The organism is Actinoplanes sp. NPDC048796 (genome assembly GCF_040650035.1).
Taxonomy (GTDB): Bacteria; Actinomycetota; Actinomycetes; order Mycobacteriales; family Micromonosporaceae; genus Actinoplanes.
This window is the reverse complement of sequence record NZ_JBEZGO010000006.1, coordinates 358,403-376,903: the sequence shown is the minus strand read 5'-3', so window position 1 is coordinate 376,903 and position 18,501 is coordinate 358,403. Positions and strand designations below refer to the sequence as shown.

18 protein-coding genes are annotated in these 18,501 nt (G+C 70.8%); 5 read left to right on the top strand and 13 right to left on the bottom strand.

Annotation, left to right across the window (positions count from 1 at the left end; all coding sequences use genetic code 11):
* Nucleotides 1-5: 5 nt before the first annotated feature.
* From AB0C26_RS26260 to AB0C26_RS26250, 3 genes are all read right to left on the bottom strand, one after another.
* Nucleotides 6-986, bottom strand: a complete 981-nt coding sequence (locus tag AB0C26_RS26260) for a carbohydrate kinase family protein (RefSeq protein WP_360252683.1) — start codon at nt 984-986, stop codon at nt 6-8.
* Between the two features lie 111 nt (nt 987-1,097).
* The gene (gene erpA / locus AB0C26_RS26255; protein ID WP_360252680.1) at nt 1,098-1,469 is read right to left on the bottom strand and encodes an iron-sulfur cluster insertion protein ErpA; all 372 of its coding nucleotides are present in this window, start codon (nt 1,467-1,469) and stop codon (nt 1,098-1,100) included.
* A gap of 127 nt (nt 1,470-1,596) precedes the next feature.
* Nucleotides 1,597-2,718, bottom strand: coding sequence for a glycerate kinase (locus AB0C26_RS26250; protein WP_360252677.1), 1,122 nt, complete (start codon nt 2,716-2,718; stop codon nt 1,597-1,599).
* 82 nt (nt 2,719-2,800) lie between these two features.
* Here AB0C26_RS26250 and nadA point away from each other — a divergent pair, with 82 nt between their 5' ends.
* The 4 genes from nadA (at nt 2,801) to AB0C26_RS26230 (ending at nt 8,006) form a co-directional block, all read left to right on the top strand.
* The gene (gene nadA, locus AB0C26_RS26245) at nt 2,801-3,979 is read left to right on the top strand and encodes a quinolinate synthase NadA (protein WP_360253152.1); all 1,179 of its coding nucleotides are present in this window, start codon (nt 2,801-2,803) and stop codon (nt 3,977-3,979) included.
* A 201-nt stretch (nt 3,980-4,180) separates the two neighbouring features.
* Nucleotides 4,181-5,536 carry a UDP-N-acetylglucosamine 1-carboxyvinyltransferase gene (murA, locus tag AB0C26_RS26240; RefSeq protein WP_360252674.1) on the top strand — a complete coding sequence of 452 codons (1,356 nt, stop codon included), beginning with the start codon at nt 4,181-4,183 and terminating at the stop codon, nt 5,534-5,536.
* 70 nt (nt 5,537-5,606) lie between these two features.
* Nucleotides 5,607-6,224 carry a DUF3043 domain-containing protein gene (locus AB0C26_RS26235; RefSeq protein WP_360252671.1) on the top strand — a complete coding sequence of 206 codons (618 nt, stop codon included), beginning with the start codon at nt 5,607-5,609 and terminating at the stop codon, nt 6,222-6,224.
* Between the two features lie 819 nt (nt 6,225-7,043).
* Nucleotides 7,044-8,006 carry a MerR family transcriptional regulator gene (locus tag AB0C26_RS26230; protein WP_360252668.1) on the top strand — a complete coding sequence of 321 codons (963 nt, stop codon included), beginning with the start codon at nt 7,044-7,046 and terminating at the stop codon, nt 8,004-8,006.
* Here the strand turns inward: AB0C26_RS26230 and AB0C26_RS26225 are convergent.
* A complete protein-coding gene (locus AB0C26_RS26225; RefSeq protein WP_360252665.1) occupies nt 7,983-8,291 on the bottom strand; it encodes an AzlD domain-containing protein in 309 nt (102 codons plus the stop codon). The genes AB0C26_RS26230 and AB0C26_RS26225 overlap by 24 nt on opposite strands.
* Nucleotides 8,285-9,508 carry an AzlC family ABC transporter permease gene (locus AB0C26_RS26220; RefSeq protein WP_360252662.1) on the bottom strand — a complete coding sequence of 408 codons (1,224 nt, stop codon included), beginning with the start codon at nt 9,506-9,508 and terminating at the stop codon, nt 8,285-8,287. The genes AB0C26_RS26225 and AB0C26_RS26220 overlap by 7 nt, the downstream gene beginning before the upstream one ends.
* 66 nt (nt 9,509-9,574) lie before the next feature.
* Here AB0C26_RS26220 and AB0C26_RS26215 point away from each other — a divergent pair, with 66 nt between their 5' ends.
* Complete coding sequence (locus tag AB0C26_RS26215; RefSeq protein ID WP_360252659.1) at nt 9,575-10,129, top strand: XRE family transcriptional regulator; 555 nt, start codon at nt 9,575-9,577, stop codon at nt 10,127-10,129.
* On the opposite strand, the gene AB0C26_RS26210 is transcribed toward AB0C26_RS26215, so the two are convergent.
* The 8 genes from AB0C26_RS26210 to AB0C26_RS26175 all read right to left on the bottom strand — a co-directional run bounded on the left by AB0C26_RS26210 (nt 10,126) and on the right by AB0C26_RS26175 (nt 16,980).
* Nucleotides 10,126-10,533, bottom strand: a complete 408-nt coding sequence (locus AB0C26_RS26210; RefSeq protein WP_360252656.1) for a VOC family protein — start codon at nt 10,531-10,533, stop codon at nt 10,126-10,128. The genes AB0C26_RS26215 and AB0C26_RS26210 overlap by 4 nt on opposite strands.
* Nucleotides 10,534-10,545: 12 nt before the next feature.
* A complete protein-coding gene (locus AB0C26_RS26205; RefSeq protein WP_360252653.1) occupies nt 10,546-11,007 on the bottom strand; it encodes an SRPBCC domain-containing protein in 462 nt (153 codons plus the stop codon).
* A complete protein-coding gene (locus AB0C26_RS26200; protein WP_360252650.1) occupies nt 11,004-11,336 on the bottom strand; it encodes a metalloregulator ArsR/SmtB family transcription factor in 333 nt (110 codons plus the stop codon). The genes AB0C26_RS26205 and AB0C26_RS26200 overlap by 4 nt, the downstream gene beginning before the upstream one ends.
* Nucleotides 11,337-11,372: 36 nt before the next feature.
* Entirely contained in the window at nt 11,373-12,656 is a 1,284-nt protein-coding gene (locus AB0C26_RS26195) for a glycoside hydrolase family 16 protein (RefSeq protein WP_360252647.1), read from the bottom strand.
* Between the two features lie 33 nt (nt 12,657-12,689).
* Nucleotides 12,690-13,643, bottom strand: coding sequence for an ATP-binding cassette domain-containing protein (locus tag AB0C26_RS26190; protein WP_360252644.1), 954 nt, complete (start codon nt 13,641-13,643; stop codon nt 12,690-12,692).
* Nucleotides 13,640-14,434: an ABC-2 family transporter protein gene (locus AB0C26_RS26185; RefSeq protein ID WP_360252641.1), complete on the bottom strand. Its 795-nt coding sequence runs from the start codon at nt 14,432-14,434 to the stop codon at nt 13,640-13,642. The genes AB0C26_RS26190 and AB0C26_RS26185 overlap by 4 nt, the downstream gene beginning before the upstream one ends.
* Nucleotides 14,427-15,257, bottom strand: coding sequence for an ABC-2 family transporter protein (locus tag AB0C26_RS26180; protein ID WP_360252638.1), 831 nt, complete (start codon nt 15,255-15,257; stop codon nt 14,427-14,429). The genes AB0C26_RS26185 and AB0C26_RS26180 overlap by 8 nt, the downstream gene beginning before the upstream one ends.
* A gap of 1,231 nt (nt 15,258-16,488) precedes the next feature.
* Nucleotides 16,489-16,980, bottom strand: coding sequence for a hypothetical protein (locus tag AB0C26_RS26175; RefSeq protein ID WP_360252635.1), 492 nt, complete (start codon nt 16,978-16,980; stop codon nt 16,489-16,491).
* Between the last annotated feature and the right edge of the window lie 1,521 nt (nt 16,981-18,501).

Here is an 18,501-nt window from a genome sequence, read left to right as displayed (position 1 = left end):
TCCCTTTAGACGGCCGGCAGGAACGGCTTGATCTCGGCGGCGGCGTCCTCGCCGTACGAGTCGGCGAAGCGCTTGACGAAGTCGCCCGGGCGCACGTCGTACTCCTGGGCGCCGTCCGACTCGAGCACCAGCGCGGCCACCAGCGAGCCGACCTGGGCCGCCCGCTCGAGGCCCAGGCCCCACGAGATGGCGGCGAAGAAGCCGCCCCGGAAGCCGTCGCCGACGCCGGTCGGGTCGGCCGGGATGACGTCGCGGGCGACCGGCACGTGGATCCGCTCGATGCCCCGGCCGGTGATCTCGACACCGTCCTTGCCGAGCGTGGTCACCCGGATCTTGACCTGGTCGAGGACCGCTTCCGAGGTCAGGCCGGCCTTGGTCTCCAGCAGCGAGCGCTCGTACTCGTTGGTCAGCAGGTACTCGGCGCCGCTGATCAGGGTCAGCACGTCACTGCCGTCCATGCGGGCGAGCTGCTGCGACGGGTCGGCCGCGAACTTGAAGCCCCGGGCGCGGCACTCCTGGGAGTGGCGCACCATGGCCGCCGGGTCGTTGGCGGCGATGATCACCAGGTCGAGGCCGCCGGCCCGGGCGTCGACCGGGGCCAGCTCGATGTTGCGGGCCTCGGCCATGGCGCCGGCGTAGAACGAGGCGATCTGGTTGAGGTCCTCGTCGGTGGTGCAGACGAAGCGGGCCGTGTGGGCGACGTCGCTGACGTGCACCGAGTCGCAGTCGACGCCGTGCCGCTCGAGCCACGAGCGGTAGTCGGCGAAGTCGGCGCCGACCGCGCCCACCAGGATCGGGTGCAGACCGAGCTTGCCCATCCCGTACGCGATGTTCGGGGCCACGCCGCCGCGCCGGACCACCAGGTCGTCGACGAGGAAGCTGAGCGACACCTTGTGCAGCTGGTCGGCGATGAGCTGGTCGGCGAACCGTCCCGGGAAGTGCATCAGGTGGTCGGTGGCGATCGAGCCGGTCACGGCGATCTTCATGGTGGGCCCTTGGGTCGGAAGAACAGGGGGGCTTACGTACGCAGCCTACCGGCTGGGTAACGCACAGCAGGCCGCCCCGTGAACGGGACGGCCTGCTGTTTACGCCAACGATCAGTGGAACGAGTCACCACAGGCGCAGGAGTTCTGCGCGTTCGGGTTGTCGATCGTGAAGCCCTGGGCGTCGATGCGGTCCGCGAAGTCGATGGTCGCGCCGGCCAGGTACGGCGAGGACATCCGGTCGACGACCACCTCGACGCCACCGAAGTCGGTGACGACGTCGCCGTCGAGCGAGCGCTCGTCGAAGAAGAGCTGGTAGCGCAGGCCGGAGCAGCCACCGGGCTGCACGGCGATACGCAGGCGCAGGTCGTCGCGGCCTTCCTGCTCGATCAGGGCCTTGACCTTCACCGCGGCGACGTCGGTCAGGATGACGCCGGTCGGGGCGGCGGTCGCCTCGGTCGACGGGGTGTGCGCTTCAGCAGTCACTGCGTATCTCCCTGCAGGGTCCTGGAACGATTTGGCCTGGGTTTTCCGCTGCGGGAAAACTCAGTCAGGTGCAGTACTTGCCAACGCTAACCCCATTCCCCGAGATTCCCAATTGGGGTGGCTTAGTTCACCGGCTCCACTGGGAAGCGAGGCGGGCGGAGAGTTCTCGCAGGCCACGGGCGGGCTCGCGCATGGCGGTTTCCTCGCTGCCGAAATGTTCGGTCAGGGAATACGTCTCGGTCACGCCTGCTGCGGCGGCTTCCCGGAAGCCCGTTTCGTTCCGGCCGCAGAGCACGACGCAGGGCAGACCACGGTCCCTGGCTCCCCCGGCGATGCCCGCCACGACCTTCCCGCGCAGCGACTGATGGTCGAAAGATCCCTCTCCGGTGATCACCAGGTCGGCCGCGCCGAGCTCCTTCTCCAGGCCGATGGCGGTCGAGACCAGCCCGATTCCGGACACCACCCGCCCGCCGAGGGCGATCAGCGCGGCCCCGATGCCACCGGCCGCTCCGCCACCGGGAGCCACCTCGAGATCGGTCAGATCAAAGGCCCGTTCCAGTACGCCGGCGAACTGCTCCAGCGCGGCGTCGAGCCGATACACGTCCTCCTCGCTGGCGCCCTTCTGCGGCCCGAAGATCTTGCTGGCCCCGTGCAGGCCGGTCAACGGGTTGTCGACGTCGGTGGCGGCGATCAGGCTCACCTGGCGCAGCATGGGCACCCCGCCGAGCGAGGCGGCCGCGTTCAGATAGGCGCCGCCGTACGGAAGCGCGTACCCGGCCACGTCGACCGGCGGGGCGCCGAGCGCGGCCAGCATCCCGGCCCCGGCGTCGTTGGTGGCCGACCCGCCGAGCCCGATCACGACCTCGGCCGCGCCGGCCTCGACCGCCGCCAGCAGGAGCAGTCCCAGCCCGTACGAGCTGGTGGTGTTGGGGTCCCGCTCCTCGCGGGTCAGAAGGTGCAGGCCACAGGCCTGAGCGCTTTCCACGTACGCCGTGGAGCCCACCAGAAGCACCTCGCCCGGAACCGGGCGTCCCAGCGGGTCGACGGTGTCGACCGGGATCCGGCGGCCGCCGAGCGACCCGGCCAGAACCTCGACGAAGCCCGGCCCGCCGTCGGCGATCGGCCGGCTGATCAGCTCGTCGTCGCCGGACCAGCCCTCGATCACCGCCTCGGCGACCTCGGGAGCGGACAGTGTGCCGGCGAACTTGTCAGGACAGATCAATACGCGCACACCAGGAGTGTGGCCCATCCAACCACCCCGCCCGCCACCCCTAACAGGCCTGAAGACTGTGCTGAAGGGAATAGAGATGACCGTCTCGCGCTGTGCGACGATGACCAGCGTGACGTCGACCTGGACCGAACCCTCGAACACCGCCACCGCACTGCTGCTGCTCGGCCGCGGCACCGACCCCGCCTCCGAGCGGGGCGTCGACTGCCCGGGCGACCTGCCCGCACCCAGCGACCCCGACCTGGTCGCCCGCGCCACGGCGGCCAAGGCCGCCCTCGGCGACCGCGTCTTCGTGCTCGGCCACCACTACCAGCGCGACGAGGTCATCCAGTTCGCCGATGTCACCGGCGACTCGTTCAAGCTCGCCCAGCAGGCCGCGGCCCGGCCCGACGCCGAGTTCATCGTCTTCTGCGGCGTGCACTTCATGGCCGAGAGCGCCGACATCCTCACTCGTAAAGAGCAGCGGGTGATCTTGCCGGACCTCGCGGCCGGCTGCTCGATGGCCGACATGGCCGTGCTGGGCCAGGTCGAGACCGCGTGGGAGCGCTTCGAGGACCTGGGCATCACCGGCGACATCGTCCCGGTCACGTACATGAACTCGTCGGCCGACATCAAGGGCTTCGTCGGGCGCAACAAGGGCGTGGTCTGCACGTCCTCGAACGCCAAGCGCGCCCTGGACTGGTCGTTCGAGCAGGGCAGCAAGGTGTTCTTCCTGCCGGATCAGCACCTGGGGCGCAACACCGCCGTACTGGAAATGGGCTTCGATCTTGATGATTGCGTCCTCTACGACCCGCACAAGCCGGGCGGCGGGCTGACCGACGAGCAGCTGCGGAACGCGCGCATGATCCTGTGGCGGGGGCACTGCTCGGTGCACGGGCGCTTCACCCTCGACAGCGTGCGCGAGGTCCGCGAGCGGGTGCCCGGCGTCAACGTGCTGGTCCACCCCGAGTGCCGGCACGACGTGGTGCGGGCGGCGGACTACGTCGGCTCGACCGAGTACATCATCAAGGCCCTCGACGCGGCGCCGGCCGGGTCGGCCTGGGCGGTCGGCACCGAGCTCAACCTCGTACGGCGTCTCGCCCTCGCCCACCCCGACAAGCAGATCATGTTCCTCGACCGGACGGTCTGCTACTGCTCGACGATGAACCGCATCGACCTGCCGCACCTCGTGTGGGCGCTGGAGGAACTCGTCGCCGGCCGGGTGCCGAACGTGATCACCGTCGACGACGAGACGGCGCACAACGCGCGTGTCGCGCTGGACCAGATGCTCGCGTTGCCGTAGTGACGCTGTGTAGCGAACAAGATCCGCAGCGCGTCCGGGATTTTTAACTCTGTCCTATTTAACGTCCGCTGGGCGTTGTGATGACTTCCTAATTTGTCACTCAGCGCTATGCTTCCCCGGTTGCGGAAGCGGGTACCCCCATCCGGCTTCCGCCCCCTCGATCATTTCGGGCGCCCCAACGCCCGCCAGCTGGAGGTTACGTTGACCGACGACGTCCTGGTCGTGCACGGCGGTACGCCGCTGCAGGGTCAGATCCGGGTCCGTGGCGCCAAGAACCTCGTCTCCAAGGCGATGGTCGCCGCCCTGCTGGGCGAGTCACCGAGCCACCTGTACGACGTGCCCGCCATCCGCGACGTCGAAGTCGTCCGCGGGCTGCTCGCCCTGCACGGGGTCAAGGTCAGCGACGGCGCCGACGAGGGCGAGATCGTCATGGACCCGACGAACGTCGAAAGCGCCAGCACCGACGAGATCAACGTGCACGCCGGCTCCAGCCGGATCCCGATCCTGCTCTGCGGCCCCCTGCTGCACCGCCTCGGACACGCGTTCATCCCCGACCTCGGCGGCTGCCACATCGGCCCCCGGCCCATCGACTTCCACATCCAGGCGCTGCGCGAATTCGGCGCGGTCGTCGACAAGGCCCCCGAGGGCATGCACCTGAGCGCGCCCAACGGCCTGCACGGGGCCAAGCTGGAACTGCCGTACCCGAGCGTGGGCGCGACCGAGCAGGTGCTGCTCACCGCCGTACGGGCCGAAGGAGTCACCGAACTCCGCAACGCGGCCATCGAGCCCGAGATCATCGACCTGATCTGCGTCCTGCAGAAAATGGGCGCGATCATCACGGTGCACACCGACCGGGTCATCGAGATCCAGGGCGTGCGCAAGCTGCACGGCTACAAGCACAAGCCGATCCCCGACCGGATCGAGGCGGCCAGCTGGGCCGCGGCCGCCCTGGCGACCAAGGGCGAGATCGAAGTCCTCGGCGCCCGCCAGGCCGACATGATGACGTTCCTGAACGTCTTCCGCTCCATCGGCGGCGAATGCGAGATCACCGACGACCGCGTGGCCCGCCCCGGCGTGACCCCGGTCGAAGGCGGCATCAAGTTCTGGCACCCCGGCCACGAACTCCAGGCGGTGGCCCTCGAAACGGACGTCCACCCCGGCTTCATGACCGACTGGCAGCAGCCCCTGGTGGTGGCCCTGACCCAGGCCCGCGGCATCTCGATCATGCACGAGACGGTGTACGAGCAGCGGCTCGGCTACACCGACGCGCTCAACCAGATGGGCGCCACCATCCAGGTCTACCGCGACTGCCTCGGCGGCACCCCCTGCCGCTTCGGCCGGCGCAACTTCATGCACTCGGCGGTCATCGCCGGCCCGTCCAAGCTCCACGCGGCCGACCTGGTCATCCCCGACCTGCGGGCGGGCTTCGCCCACCTGATCGCGGCGCTGGCGGCCGAGGGAACCTCCCGGGTGTACGGGGTGGACCTGATCAACCGGGGCTACGAGGACTTCGAAGGCAAGCTGGCGGCGCTGGGCGCGCACGTCGAACGGCTGTAACAGGCTCCGGTTTCATCACTATCAGCGGCGCGGTGTGAAACACACCGCGCCGCTTGGCTACTCTCTGAGCGTGCCCTCGCTTTTCCGCCGCAAGCAAGACGACGCCCCCACGACCGAGGTTGTGGAGGAGGTGACGCCTGAAACGACGCGCCCGAAGAGCTACACGCCCAGCAAAAAAGAACTGGGAGTGGCCACCCCGAAAAGGACCAGCACGGGACGCCGCGTGGCGGAGCCGACGCCGACCAACCGCAAAGAGCAGCTCAAGCAGATGCGCGAGCGGCAGCGCGAGGAGCGGGCGGAAGCCACGGCGGGAATGAAGGCGGGCGACGAGCGCTACCTGCTGGCCCGCGACCGGGGGCCGGAGCGCAGCCTGGTCCGCGACATCGTCGACGCGCGGCGGACGGTGGGTACGTGGTTCTTCGGTGGGGCGCTGATCGTGCTGATCGGGTCCACCGTGCAGGTGGCGGCGGTGCAGCTGGCCAGCAACATTCTCTGGCTGCTGTTGGCGCTGGGGGTGATCGTGGACAGCGTTCTGATCTCGCGGAAGGTCAAGCGGCTGGTTAACGAGCGCTTTCCCAAGCACACTCAGCGGATGGGGTCGCTGCAGCTTTACGGGGTGATGCGGGGGCTTACGTTTCGGCGGATGCGGGTTCCTAAGCCGAAGGTTTCTCTCGGTCAGGCTGTTTGAGGCTTGCTTGCGCTGGGACGGCCGAGGGCCGGGTATGGCCGATCCTGGCTGGCTGAGGAGCGCTTTACGCCTGGATCGGCCATACCCGGCCCTCGGCCTTGCATGGGGCCTGGTTGACGCCAGGAGCTTGGTTGCGGGGTTCTGCGTGGGTGGCTCGGTAAGGGAGCGCCTCGCGGCTTGAGACTGGGTGCTGTTCGCTGCCGCGCTGCGGTTCGGGTGAGGGAATCGGTCACCCGGGCTCGGCTGGGTGGTGGGCTGGGCGGCAATTCCAGGCCGGTTGCGCGGGTTGGTGGGCAATCTTCTGGGCTTGCGTCTGGGTCTGCTCTCCGGGCTGCATCTTCAGCTGACCTCCGGCTGTATCTCCGTCTCCCCTTCCGCTCGCAACTCCGGCTGGGCTCTGGGCTCGCACCTCCGGCTGCCCTCCCGCCCGCACCTCTAGCTGCCTCCCGCCCGCACCTCTAGCTGCCTCCCGCCCGCACCTCCGTCTCGCCTCCCCGCCTGCACGGCCATCTGCCCTCCCCAGCCGCGCTTTGGGCTTGCGCCTCCATCTGCCCTCCCAGCCGCGCTTTGGGCTTGCGCCTCCATCTGCCCTCCCAGCCGCACCCCCATCTGCCCTCCCGCTCGCACCTCCGGCTGGGCTCTGGGCTCGCACCTCTATCCGCCCTTCCGCCCGCGGCTCCGTCTCCGTCCCTGCCTAGACGTCCATCTGCCCTTCCAGGCTGCGCTTTGGGCTTGCGTTTCCATCTGCCCTTCCCCGCTGGGTGCCGGGTGGGTTGTGGGGTTGCGTCTCCATCTGGTGGAGGGTGGAAGGTGGGTGGCGTGGATGGCGGGGTGCTGTATTCGATTGGGGAACTGGCTCGGCGGACCGGGATGGCGGTGCGCACGATTCGGTTCTATTCGGATGCCGGTGTTCTGCCGCCTCACCACCGCAGTTCTGCTAACCACCGGCGGTACGACCCGGACGCGATCACTCGGCTCGAGATGATTCGCACGTTGCGTGAGTTGGGGCTTGACCTGGTCACCATCCAGCGGGTGCTTGCCTCGGAAGTCAGCATGTCGCAGGCGGCGGCTGTCCATGCCGAGGCGATCGACATGCAGATTCAGGTGCTCAGGGCGCGACGGACGGTTCTGCGCCTGGTGGCGAAGCGGGACTCCAGCACCGAGGAGATGGAGCTCATGCACCGCGTCCTTCGACTGTCCGAAGCTGAACGTCACCGGATCATCCACGACTTCATCGACAGCGCGTTCGGTGACGTCGACGCCAATCCTGAGCTGGTCGGCCTTCTGCACTCGGCCATGCCGAACCTGCCCGACGAACCGAACGCCGAGCAGGTGGAGGCGTGGATCGAACTCGCTGAGCTCGTTCAGGACACCGATTTCCGAGCAGGCGTACGGCGGATGGCCGAGCACCAAGCGTCCGAGCGCGCCGGCGGCGGTCGGACCGGACTTCACCACGAACTGACCGGGTACGTCCGCGACCGTGTGACGGCGGCGGTGACGGCCGGGATCTCCCCCGCGTCGGAGGCGGCCGGTGTCATCGTCGCTGAGCTCGCGGGCCGCTATGCCGACACGTTCGGAAGAACTGACAGCCCGGAATACCGCGCCGAGCTGCTGAGGCGACTGGAGATCGCGAACGAACCACGCGTCGAGCAGTACTGGCGACTCATCTCCACCATCAACGGGTGGCCGGCCGTGCCTTCGCTCGCACCGGTCTTCGACTGGTTCATCGAGTCACTTCACCTTCACGCCCCGGCGGGATCAGGGAAGGCCGGCCAGGCGTAGTAGAGCCGCGGAAGCGGCGGCGGCGACCACGACGACGACGAAGGGCGCTCGGCGCCAGGCGAGGAGGGCGCCCACGGCTACGCCGGTGGGGCGGGCCAGGCCGGCGAAGTGACTGCCGGCCATGATCGTGGAGGTGGCGGCCAGGGCGGCCAGCAGGGCCGCGGCCGCCATGGGGAGCAGGCGCTGGACGGTGTCGGAGAGGTGCAGCCGTTCGCGGAGCAGGACGCCGCCCAGGCGCATGGTGTAGGTGCCCAGGCCCAGAACGAGGACAGCGGCGATCAGCATCGGAACTCTTTCGCGGAGTGAGAGTGGCCGGCGAGGCGAGCCGAGGCGACGTCAGGGTCGGATGCAACGTCCGGCGCGGAGACAACGCCCGGCGCGGAGGCTACGTCCGGCGCGGAGGCTACGTCCGGCGCGGACGCAAGGTCCGGCGGCGAGACAAGGTCCGGCTCAACGTCTGGCGCGGAGACAACGCCCGGCGCGGAGGCTACGTCCGACTTGACGTCCGGCGCGGACGCAAGATCTGACCCGGAGGCTACGTCAGGCGCGGGCGCGGAGGCGGCGTCTGGCGCGGGCGCGGAGGCGGCGTCTGGCGCGGGCGCGGAGGCGGCGTCTGGCGCGGGCGCGGAGGCAGCGTCTGGCGCGGGCGCGGAGGCAGCGTCTGGCGCGGGCGCGGAGGCGGCGTCTGGCGCGGGCGCGGAGGCAGGGTCCGGCGCGGAGGCGGCCTTGCGGGCTGTGGTCTTCGAGGCGGACGCGGTCTTCGGGGGCGGCGCGACGTTGGGTAGCGGAGCGGGCGGAGCAGCTGGGCCGCTGGGGTGGCGGCTGGGGTGGCGGAGCAGGGTGAGTAAGCCCAGCAAGGCGCAGAGGATTGGTAGGCCGGCTGGGAGCAGTGGGGTCAAGGCTATAGCTGTTACGGCGCCGGTTAGGGCTACCAGGCGGGTTTGGCGGTCTTTCAAGGACGGCAGGATCAGGGCTATCAAGGCGGCGGGGAAAGCGGCGTCCAAGCCCAACGCGTCGGTGTCGGAGACGGCGCCGCCCAAGAGGACGCCTAGGGCGGTGCCTGTGTTCCATGAAGTGAACAGCGTTGTGCCGATCAGCCAGTACGTGTGGCGGCGGCGGGGTGGGGTCTTCTCGGCCAGGGTGAAGGCGACCACCTCGTCCGTCATCAGGTGGCTGCCGATGACGCGGTCGCGGAGGCGGGGGCCCATGGCCGTGCCCAGGGCCATGCCGAACGGGAGGTGGCGGGCGTTCAGGAGCAGGCCGGCGAGGACGGCGGCTATGGGGTTGCCGGCGGCGAACAAGCCGACCGCCAGGAACTGGGAACCGCCGGCGAAGACGATGGTGGACATGGCGAACGGGAGCCAGGTGGGCAGGCCGTAGGCGATGGTGATGGCGCCGAAGGAGGCGCCTACGGCGATCATCGCCAGGCCGATGGCGGCGGCGTCGCGGAGCAGCGCACGGTCGGCGGGGGCGCGCGGGGGCGTTCGCTGTAACGTACGCATGGTTCAGGATATTGAACGATGTCTGCTGCGTTCGTCAAACCGAACGACTCGATCGATGGAGCGAACATGCACGAATCGGCGCCTCCGCTGGCCACGATTGCCGCGGCTCTGCGGCGGGAGCGGGAGCGGGCGGGGATCTCGCTGGCCGAGCTGGCGCGGCGGGCGGGGCTGGCCAAGTCGACGCTGTCGCAGCTGGAGGCCGGCACCGGGAACCCGAGCATCGAGACGCTGTGGTCGCTCGGGGTGGCGCTGGGGGTGCCGTTCAGCCGGCTGGTCGAGCCGCCGCCGACGCGGGTGCGGGTGATCCGGGCCGGTGAGGGGCCGCGGGTGCAGTCCGACCGGGCCGACGTGGTGGCCACGCTGCTCGCCGCCGGGTCGGCGCACGCGCGGCGGGATCTCTACGTCATGGAGCTGGCGCCGGGTGAGCCGCGCGAGGCGGCCGCGCACATCCCGGACAGCGTCGAGCATCTGGTGGTGGCGGCCGGCCGGATCCTGGCCGGACCGGCCGGCGAGCAGGTGGAGCTGGGACCCGGCGACTACGTGTCATTCCCGGGCGACGTGCCGCACTCCTACGAGGCGCTGGAGCCCGCCTGGGCCGTACTCGTCATGGAGCATCGCTAGCCACGGGTGGAGATCTGCTGGACGGCCCAGCCGTTGCCGTCGGGGTCGCTGAAGAAGACGAAGCCGACGTTGTCCAGCGGGTCCGCCACGGGGTACGGATTCTGGCCGAGGGTCTGCACCTCGCTGCACTCGACGCCGCGTTCGACCAGTTCCGCGTGCGCCTTGCGGATGTCCGGCACGACCAGCTGGAGGCCCCGCAGCGAGCCCGGCGCCATCTCGGGCACCGCGCCCTTGCCGATCACCACCGAGCAGCCGGAGCCGGGCGGGGTGAGCTGGATGATGCGGACGTCGTCACCGAAGCTGGTGTCGTGGTCGACGTGGAAGCCGAGCCGGTCGGCGTAGAACTGTTTCGCACGGTCGAGGTCGGTGACGGGGACGACGACGACTTCCAGGGTCCAGTTCACGATGTTCCTCCTTCAGAGCAGGGCGTCGAGACGTTCGAATCCTTCACCGAGCCCGCGCTCCATGGGGTAGGAAAGCGCACGCTCGCGGCCGAGCGGAGTGGCGTAGCGGATGACGGTGGTCAGCACGGTTCCGGCGCCCTCGGCGCGGAACTCGTGGCTGATCAGGGTGTCGCCGGGGTACGACTGGTCGTCGAAGCGCTCGGTGTGCAGCAGCCGGTGGGGCGGGTCGACCACGCGGTAGGTGCCACGCTGGGTCATCCGGTCGCCGCCGGGGCCCTCGCTGACGAACCGGTAGGCGCCGCCCACCCGCAGGTCGATCTCGCATTCGACCAGATGCCAGCCCCGGGCGCCGTACCAGCGGGTCAGCAGGGCGGGCTGGGTCCACGCGGCGAAGACCCGGGAGGGCGCCGCCGCGAAAGCCCGGGTGAGGACGATGTCGCGGTCGCCGGGCGCGGCCACGCTCAGGCCGCTCACGGTTCCTCGTCGATCGGAAGGGAGGCCAGCACCTCGTCGAGTCGCCGGAAGGACTCCTCCCAGTACGAGCGGTAGTCCTGCAACCAGTCGACGGCCTCGCGCAGCGGCCGCGCCTCCAGGCGGCAGGGCGCGCGCCGGTTGCCCGGCCCACGCGAGATCAGGCCGGCCCGCTCGAGGACCTTCAGGTGCTTGGTGATCGCCGGCTGGGTCATCGCGAACGGCTCGGCCAGCTCGGTGACGGTGGCCGAGCCGTGGGCGAGGCGGGCCAGCAGGGCCCGCCTCGTGGGGTCGGCCAGCGCGGCGAAGGTGGCGTCCAAATCAGTTTTCATAACCGATTGGTAATCTACGACGCGCCCCACCGGCCGTCAAGCGGGTACGCCACCACGCCAGATGGAGATGGGGCCGACCGTCATCGTGCGAGCGTCGAAGGTCGGTGTCGCGTCGCCCGCGACGGCCACGTTGAGCAGCATGAACTGCGGCTTGGCGAACGGCCACGTACGCCCCGCGGCGGTGACGTCGGAGGCCCACAGGACCATCGTCGGCTTCCGGTCGACATAGAAACGCACGGTGGTGGCGTCGAAATACACGCCGAAGCGGTGGCTGCCCGCGTCCAGCGGCACACCCAGGTCGGTGGTGCCCTCGCTCCAGTCGTACGACCGGCCGGCCAGGTGCACGGCCGACTTGGCCAGGTTCGGCTCGCTGCCGGTGCCCTCGAAGATGTCGAGCTCGCCGCAGGCCGGCCAGCCGACGCTCGGCATGTTCGCGCCGAGCAGCCAGAACGCGGGCCAGACGGCCTCGCCGGTGGGTGCGGTGATCGCGGCTTCGACGTACGAGCCGGGCGCGACCGTCACCTTGCCCTGCGTGGTGAGCCGGGCGCTCGTGTAGCCACCGTCCTCCGTCCGCAACGCGGTGATCTTCAAGTTTCCCGAGCCGTCGACCTGGGCGTTCGCCGTACTGCTGGTGTAGGTCTGCCGTTCGCCGTTCCCCCAGCCGCCGGCCCCGGTCTGCCGGTTCCAGACCGTGGCGTCGGGCTCGGTGCCTTCGGCGCCGGCGAAACCGATGGTCCGGGTTGGTGCGCTTCGCACGCTTCTTGGGGTGTACGCCGTGACAGGCCGCACAGAAGCACCGGTGATCTGCACCGTGAAGGCGCCCGAGGCCGGCAGCGCGAAATACAGCGAGGTGTCGGCCGCGCCGGAAGCCGTGGCCATGAAGGTACGGGTGATCCGCTGCCACTTGGCGGTCGCCGGGCTCACGTACTCGGAGACCTTCGTGGGCCGGTTCTGCCAGGCCCCGTTGGCCAGCAGCATCCCGTACCGCCGGCCGGCCCCGCCGAGGTCACGCACGTACGCCGTCATCCGATAGGTCCGCCCCACCTCGAATGCCGGGATCTTGAGCGTGCTCAACGCGTACGCCCAAGAACCGGAACCACCCTCGCTCCGCACCTCGACCCCGGTCGTGGCGGGCCCGCCCTTCAGGGCGGTGACCCGCCGCAGGGTGACCGAGCCGGACTCCGAGGCCACCGACCAGCCCGCAAGATCGGCCTTGGCCGAGCCGTTGAGCAGCCTCTCGGGCGACGGCGCCGCGGCCGCCGGCACCGGAGCGCCCAGCAGGAGAGCCGCGGCGGTGGCGGCGGCGATCAACGACCTCATGGTGTGACGTGATCGGCCGGGCGCCGGAGATCCTTAGCGGGACGCGGTGTAGAGCTTCGCGACGACGTCCTCGATGTCCGGCTCGACCACCGACAGGTCACGCACGGCGGCCGCGCCGGCCAGCCCGGCCACCGCGGCGCCGGCGGCGATCGAGTCGAGCGTGAAGGTCACCCGGTGCCCGTCCGCCTCGGTGCCGGTCAGGGTCGCCCCGGGCAGCACGAAGCCGGGCGGCAGCGGCGTGTCCAGGTCGACGACCAGGCGCCGCCGGGAACCGTACCGGGAATGAAGCTCCTCGATCGTGCCGTCGTGCACGACGTGACCGTGGTCGATGACCACCAGGCGGCGGCACAGCCGCTCGATGTCGGCCAGGTCGTGCGTGGTCAGCACCAGCGTCACGTCACCACCGCGGCCGAGATCGCCCAGGAACGAGCGGACCGCCTGCTTGCTCACCACGTCCAGGCCGATCGTCGGCTCGTCCAGGAACAGCACCTGGGGACCGTGCAGCAGGGCGGCGGTGAGCTCGCCCCGCATGCGCTGGCCGAGCGAGAGCTGCCGCACCGGGGTGTCCATGAACTCGTCGAGGTCGAGCAGCACGCGGCACCTTTTCAGCCGCTCCCGGTGGGCCGCCGGGTCGACCCGGTAGATGTGCCGGAGCAGCCGGAACGACTCGCCCAGGGGCAGGTCCCACCAGAGTTGCGAGCGCTGCCCGAAGACGACACCGATCTCCAGGGCCAACTTCGTTCTCTGGGGTACGGGTTCCAGGCCGCACACGCGCACGTCACCGCTGGTCGGGGCGAGCACGCCGGTGAGCATCTTCAGCGTCGTCGACTTGCCGGCGCCGTTCGGGCCGATGTAGCCGACCATCTCGCCCCGCTCGATGGCCAGGCTCACCCCGTCGACCGCGCTCACGGTGCGCTTCTCGCGTCTCAGGCGGCCGGCCTTCACGCGTACGGTGAAATCTTTCCGCAGGTCTTCCATGTGAATCATGAGCCGGTGCTCCGGTAGTGACGGACGCCGGTACGCCACACCAGCCCGGCGATCGCCGCCGCGGCCAGCGCGACCAGCGGCGCGGTGTATCCCGCCCAGGCCGGCAGGCCCAGCGGATCGGATCGGCCCAGGATCACCAGGGCCGGCTGATAGGCGACGAAGGCGAAGCCCAGGGCGTACGCGAAAACCGCCCGGAACCACCCGCCGTACACGGTGACCGGGTACGACGCGAAGTCGCGGCCACCGTACGTGAAACCGTTGCCGACCTCGCCCGACTCCACCCACCAGAACGCGAAGCTGCCGGCGATCACGAAGAGCGACCCGAAGAAGACGCCGGCCGAGACGGGTGAGACGGCCAGCAACAGCACCCGGGCCGGAGACCAGTCGATGTCGTTCATGGCGACCGCGGCGACCAGCACACTGAGTCCCACGAACAGGCGCATGATCTTGCGGACCGGCAGATCCATGCAGACCAGCTGGGGCAGGACCCCGAGCGGGCGGACCAGGACCGCGTCGAGGGCGCCGCTACGGACGTACCTCTTCAGGTCGTCGATGTTGCCGACCGTCATGTCGGCCAGGACGAAACCGGCGCTCGTGATGCCGGTCATCATCAGCGCCCCGGCCAGGTCGAACCCGCCGATCGTGGTGGCCGCGCCGAACAGGACGAAGATGGTGGCGACGTCGATGACCGTACCGGCCGCGTTGGTGATCAGCTCCATGGCGAAGCTGGCCCGGTAGCTGGCCATCGAGCGGAATTTGGCGCCCAGGAGGGCCGCATACGGGTTACCCACCCTGGATCACCAACTTCCTCTCCGCCTTCTTCTGGACAAGATGGGCAGCCGCCAGCATGACGGCGGCCCACACCGCCTGCAGCGCGACCAAGCTCGCCTGGGTCGCGGGGCCGTCGCGCTCGATCAGCACATCCAGGGGAGTCTGGAGCAGGCCGGGCAGCGGGGTGCACACCCAGAGGGTGACGGTCAGCCAGTCCGGGAGCAGGCGCAGCGGGAAGTAGAGGCCGGCCAGCACGCCGCTGGCCAAGGTCCAGAAGCCGATGGGGCCACGGGCGTCGTGCAGCCAATAGGCGGTGGCGTTGACCAGATAGCGGCACCCGAAACAGCCGACCACCGCGAGTACGACGGAGACCGCGAACAGAGGCACGGTCTGCCAGCGCTCGGGCTCCCGAAGGCCGAAGAAGACCGCCCCCGCGATCACCGGCGGAACGAACCGGGTGAGCAGGGCGTGCAGGCCCCGGCCCAGATCGGCGGCGAGATAGGCGGTCACGGGCGAGAGCGGCCGTAACAAGTCGGCCGCGACATCACCCGTACGGATCCGGTCGGAAAGGTCGGTCCATCCCCAGATGCTCACCACGGCGAGTAACCCTTGGCCCACCCAGACGAACGTGGCGAGCTGCTCGGTGTCATATCCGCCGGGCCGGCCGCCCGGCGCGCCCGCCGCCACGGCCAGGAGCACGTAGCAGCGGAGAAAGCCAAAGACTATGTTGGTGAACGCTCCGGCGGCGGTGGCCTGGCGATAGGTCGCATACCGCCGGAAACCCGACCAGACCAGAGCACCGAACGTAGAGACAGTCAGCACCCTGGCGTCAGTCCCGCTCACGCCGTTAACCTCCTAGTGCCTTTTTCCTTCTCCCACCCAGCGGAGCCGGGTGACCTTATCCGGGTCTCCGAACGGCTGCATCACAATTACGACCAGAAGTGGATTTCGCCGTGACGGAGCGTCGCCAATGAAGGGCTGGGGCTCTTCGGACCCCTCCTCCTCGAACGGCGGCGCCAGCAGCTGGGGCGCCTGGGCCGACGAGCCCGCGTGGGTCTACGAGATCACCTGGGAGTGGGAGCCCGTACCCGGCCAGCGCTACCCCGGCGACCCCGGCCGCCGCAAGGCAGTGCACACCCCGGTCTACGAGGCGTCGGACGGCGCCTCACCCGCTTCATGGTCCAGCCCGGAAGATCAGCCCCCGACGAGGTACGCACACAGGCCCGTGCAGAACGACGATCCGCAGTTCCGCGCTCCCCAGCTCCGTGAGCCGCAGCTCCGGGACCCTCAGTCCCGTGAACCCCAGCCTCGCGAGCCCCAACCTCGCGACCCCCAGCTCCGCGAGCCGCAGTCTCGTGAGCCGCAGTCTCGTGAGCCGCAGTCTCGTGAGCCGCAGTCTCGTGAGCCGCAGTCTCGTGAGACTCAGCCTCGCGAGACTCAGTTCCGCGAACCTCAGCACCGGGAGACCACGCCTTACCAGAGCCCGCAGCCCGGATCGCCGGGCGGCGCCCGGCCGGCGTGGGAGGGCGCCGCCCCTTCCTATTCCGGCGCCCAAGGCTCTCCTTACCCCGGCGCGCCCTACCCCGGCGCGCCCTACCCCGGCGCGCAGGGTGGCGGCTCGCAGCACTCCAGCTCGTACGGCACACCGCCGCAGGACCCGTCCGAGCGCACCCAGCCCCTGTGGAACCGCCCGGCCCAGAGCCACCCCATGCCCCCGCGCGACCAGACTCCCGACCCTGCCCGCCCGGCGGACGCACGCCCCACCCCCGACCAGCGCCGAGGCACGGCCCCGGTCTACGGCCGCCCCCAGTCCCCCGCCGGCGGCGAGGGCTGGAACATCCCCCACCAGCCGGACCTACCCCACCGCGACCCCCGAACCTCGTCCCCCACCGAGCTTCCGCAGCGCCACACCCAGCGCCCCCAGCCCGACTCTTCCCAGCGCCCCCATCCCGATCCTTCCCAGCGCGACGCCCGCGACTTCCCCTCGCGCGACGCCCGCGACTTTCCCGCGCGCGACGCCCGCGATCTGCCCTCGCGCGACACGCACGGCCTCCCCTCGCGCGACGCCCGTGACCTACTTCCGCGCGACGCCCACGACCTGCCGCAGCGCGACGCCCGCGACCTGCCCCAACACGGCTCCCAGCGCGACGCCGGCGACCTGCCCCAGCGCGGCTCCCAGCCCGCCGCTCAGCAGCGCGACCTGCCCCCGCGGGACCAAGCTCACCGCGACGCCCGGGACCTTCCCCAGCGCGGCGCCGCCCAGCCGGCTCCTCAGCAGTACGACGTGCCGTCGCGCGACCTCCCACAGCGCGGCGTCTCCCCGCAGCGCGACCTGCCCCCGCGCGATCTCCCTCAGCGCGGCTCCCAGCCCGCCGCCCAACAGCGCGACGTCCCTCAGCGCGACGTCCCTCAGCGCGACGTCCCTCAGCGCGACGTCCCTCAGCGCGACGTCCCTCAGCGCGACGTCCCTCAGCGCGACGCTTTCCGCGCCGCCGTGGTGCCGCAGCCGCCCTACCCGCCCGGCATGCAGGCCCCCGGCGACCCTCGCTCGTCGTCCGATCCGCAAACCCCCCAGCCGTACCAGGCTCCGAACTCCCCCGCGCCGACGCAGGCCTCCGGCCGCGCCACCTCACCCGGCGTGTACGGCGCCGCACGCCCACCGGCCGCCACCCCCAGCGCGCACTACGGCCGCCGCCACACCCCCGAAGAGCAGCAACAGGACACCCCGCGCCCGGTTTCCCCGGCCACTTCCGGCGCCTACGGCAACGCCCTCCCGGCCCCCGCCGACGCTTTCCCGCTTCGCCCGGGCCAGCGTCCGGCCCCCGGCCAGCGCGACGGCCGCAACTCGGAGGCACCTTTCGACCTGCGCCCCGCCCCCCAAGAGCGCGGCACCCCCGTCGAGTCCCGTCCGGCCCCACAGCCCACGCGCGTCACCCCGCAGCGCCCCGCCGACCCGGCGCCGCTGTACCCCACGGCCCCAGGCTCAGCCATCCCTTCCCCCACCCCGGTCCGCCCGGTCTCCGCACCGGCCCCGGCCCACCAGGTCTCGGTCCCAGCCCACCAGGTCTCGGTCCCAGCCCACCAGGTCTCGGCCCCGGCCCACCAGGTGTCGGCCCCGGCCCACCAGGTCTCAGCCCACCAGGTCTCAGCCCCGGCCCACCAGGTGTCGGCCCCGATCCATCCGGTCGCGGCCCAGAACCCCGTGGTCCCGGCCCAGCCCGCCGCTTCCGCCCCTCAGCCACCCTCGATCCCGGCACAACCGGCGCACGCAGGCCCTGGCCGCCCCATGTCCACGCCACCCCAGCCACCGCAGGCGGCCCGGAGCTACTCCGCCCCCGGCACCACCTACCCCGCCGCCGAACCGACCCGCCCGGTCTCCGGCCCCGCCCACCCGGTTCCAGAACTCACGCAGCCCATCCCCCGACCCACACACCAGGTCTCCGGACCCGTGCCGCCCGTATCCGGACCCGTGCCGCCCACCTCCGGACCCGTGCCGCCCGTCTCCGCACCCGTGCCGCCCGTCTCCGCACCCGTGCCGCCCGTCTCCGAGCCGGTGCCGCCCGTCTCCGCACCTGTGCCGCCCGTCTCCGGACCAGTGCCGCCCATCTCCGCACCTGCGCATCCGGTCTCCAGGCCCGTTTCCGCCGCGGCAGATCCCGGCGCATCGGCTTGGCCGCCGTCGGCCCCGGCTTATCCGCCCACCGCCCCGGCACCATCGGCATACGCGGGACCGAACGTCCCCGTCTCATCGCCTACCTACGCGGAAGAACCGGCCTGGCCGACAGCGGGTACGACGCCGCCCCCAGTCATTCCCGGCCAATTTGGCCCGACCGACCAGGCTCATCCCGTTCCTGGACCGGTCCACCCGGCCTCTGGACCTGCTCGCCCCACGTCGGGACCCGCACGGCCCGACTCCGGCCCCACGTGGCCCGTATCCGGTCCCACGCAGTCCGCGCCCGACATCACCCGGCCCATGGCTGGACCCGCTTCAGGCCCTGCCCAGCCGGTATCGGGACCGACACACCCGACCTCCGGCCCCGCCCAACCCGCATCCGGACCCACGCACCCAACATCCGGCCCCGCCCAA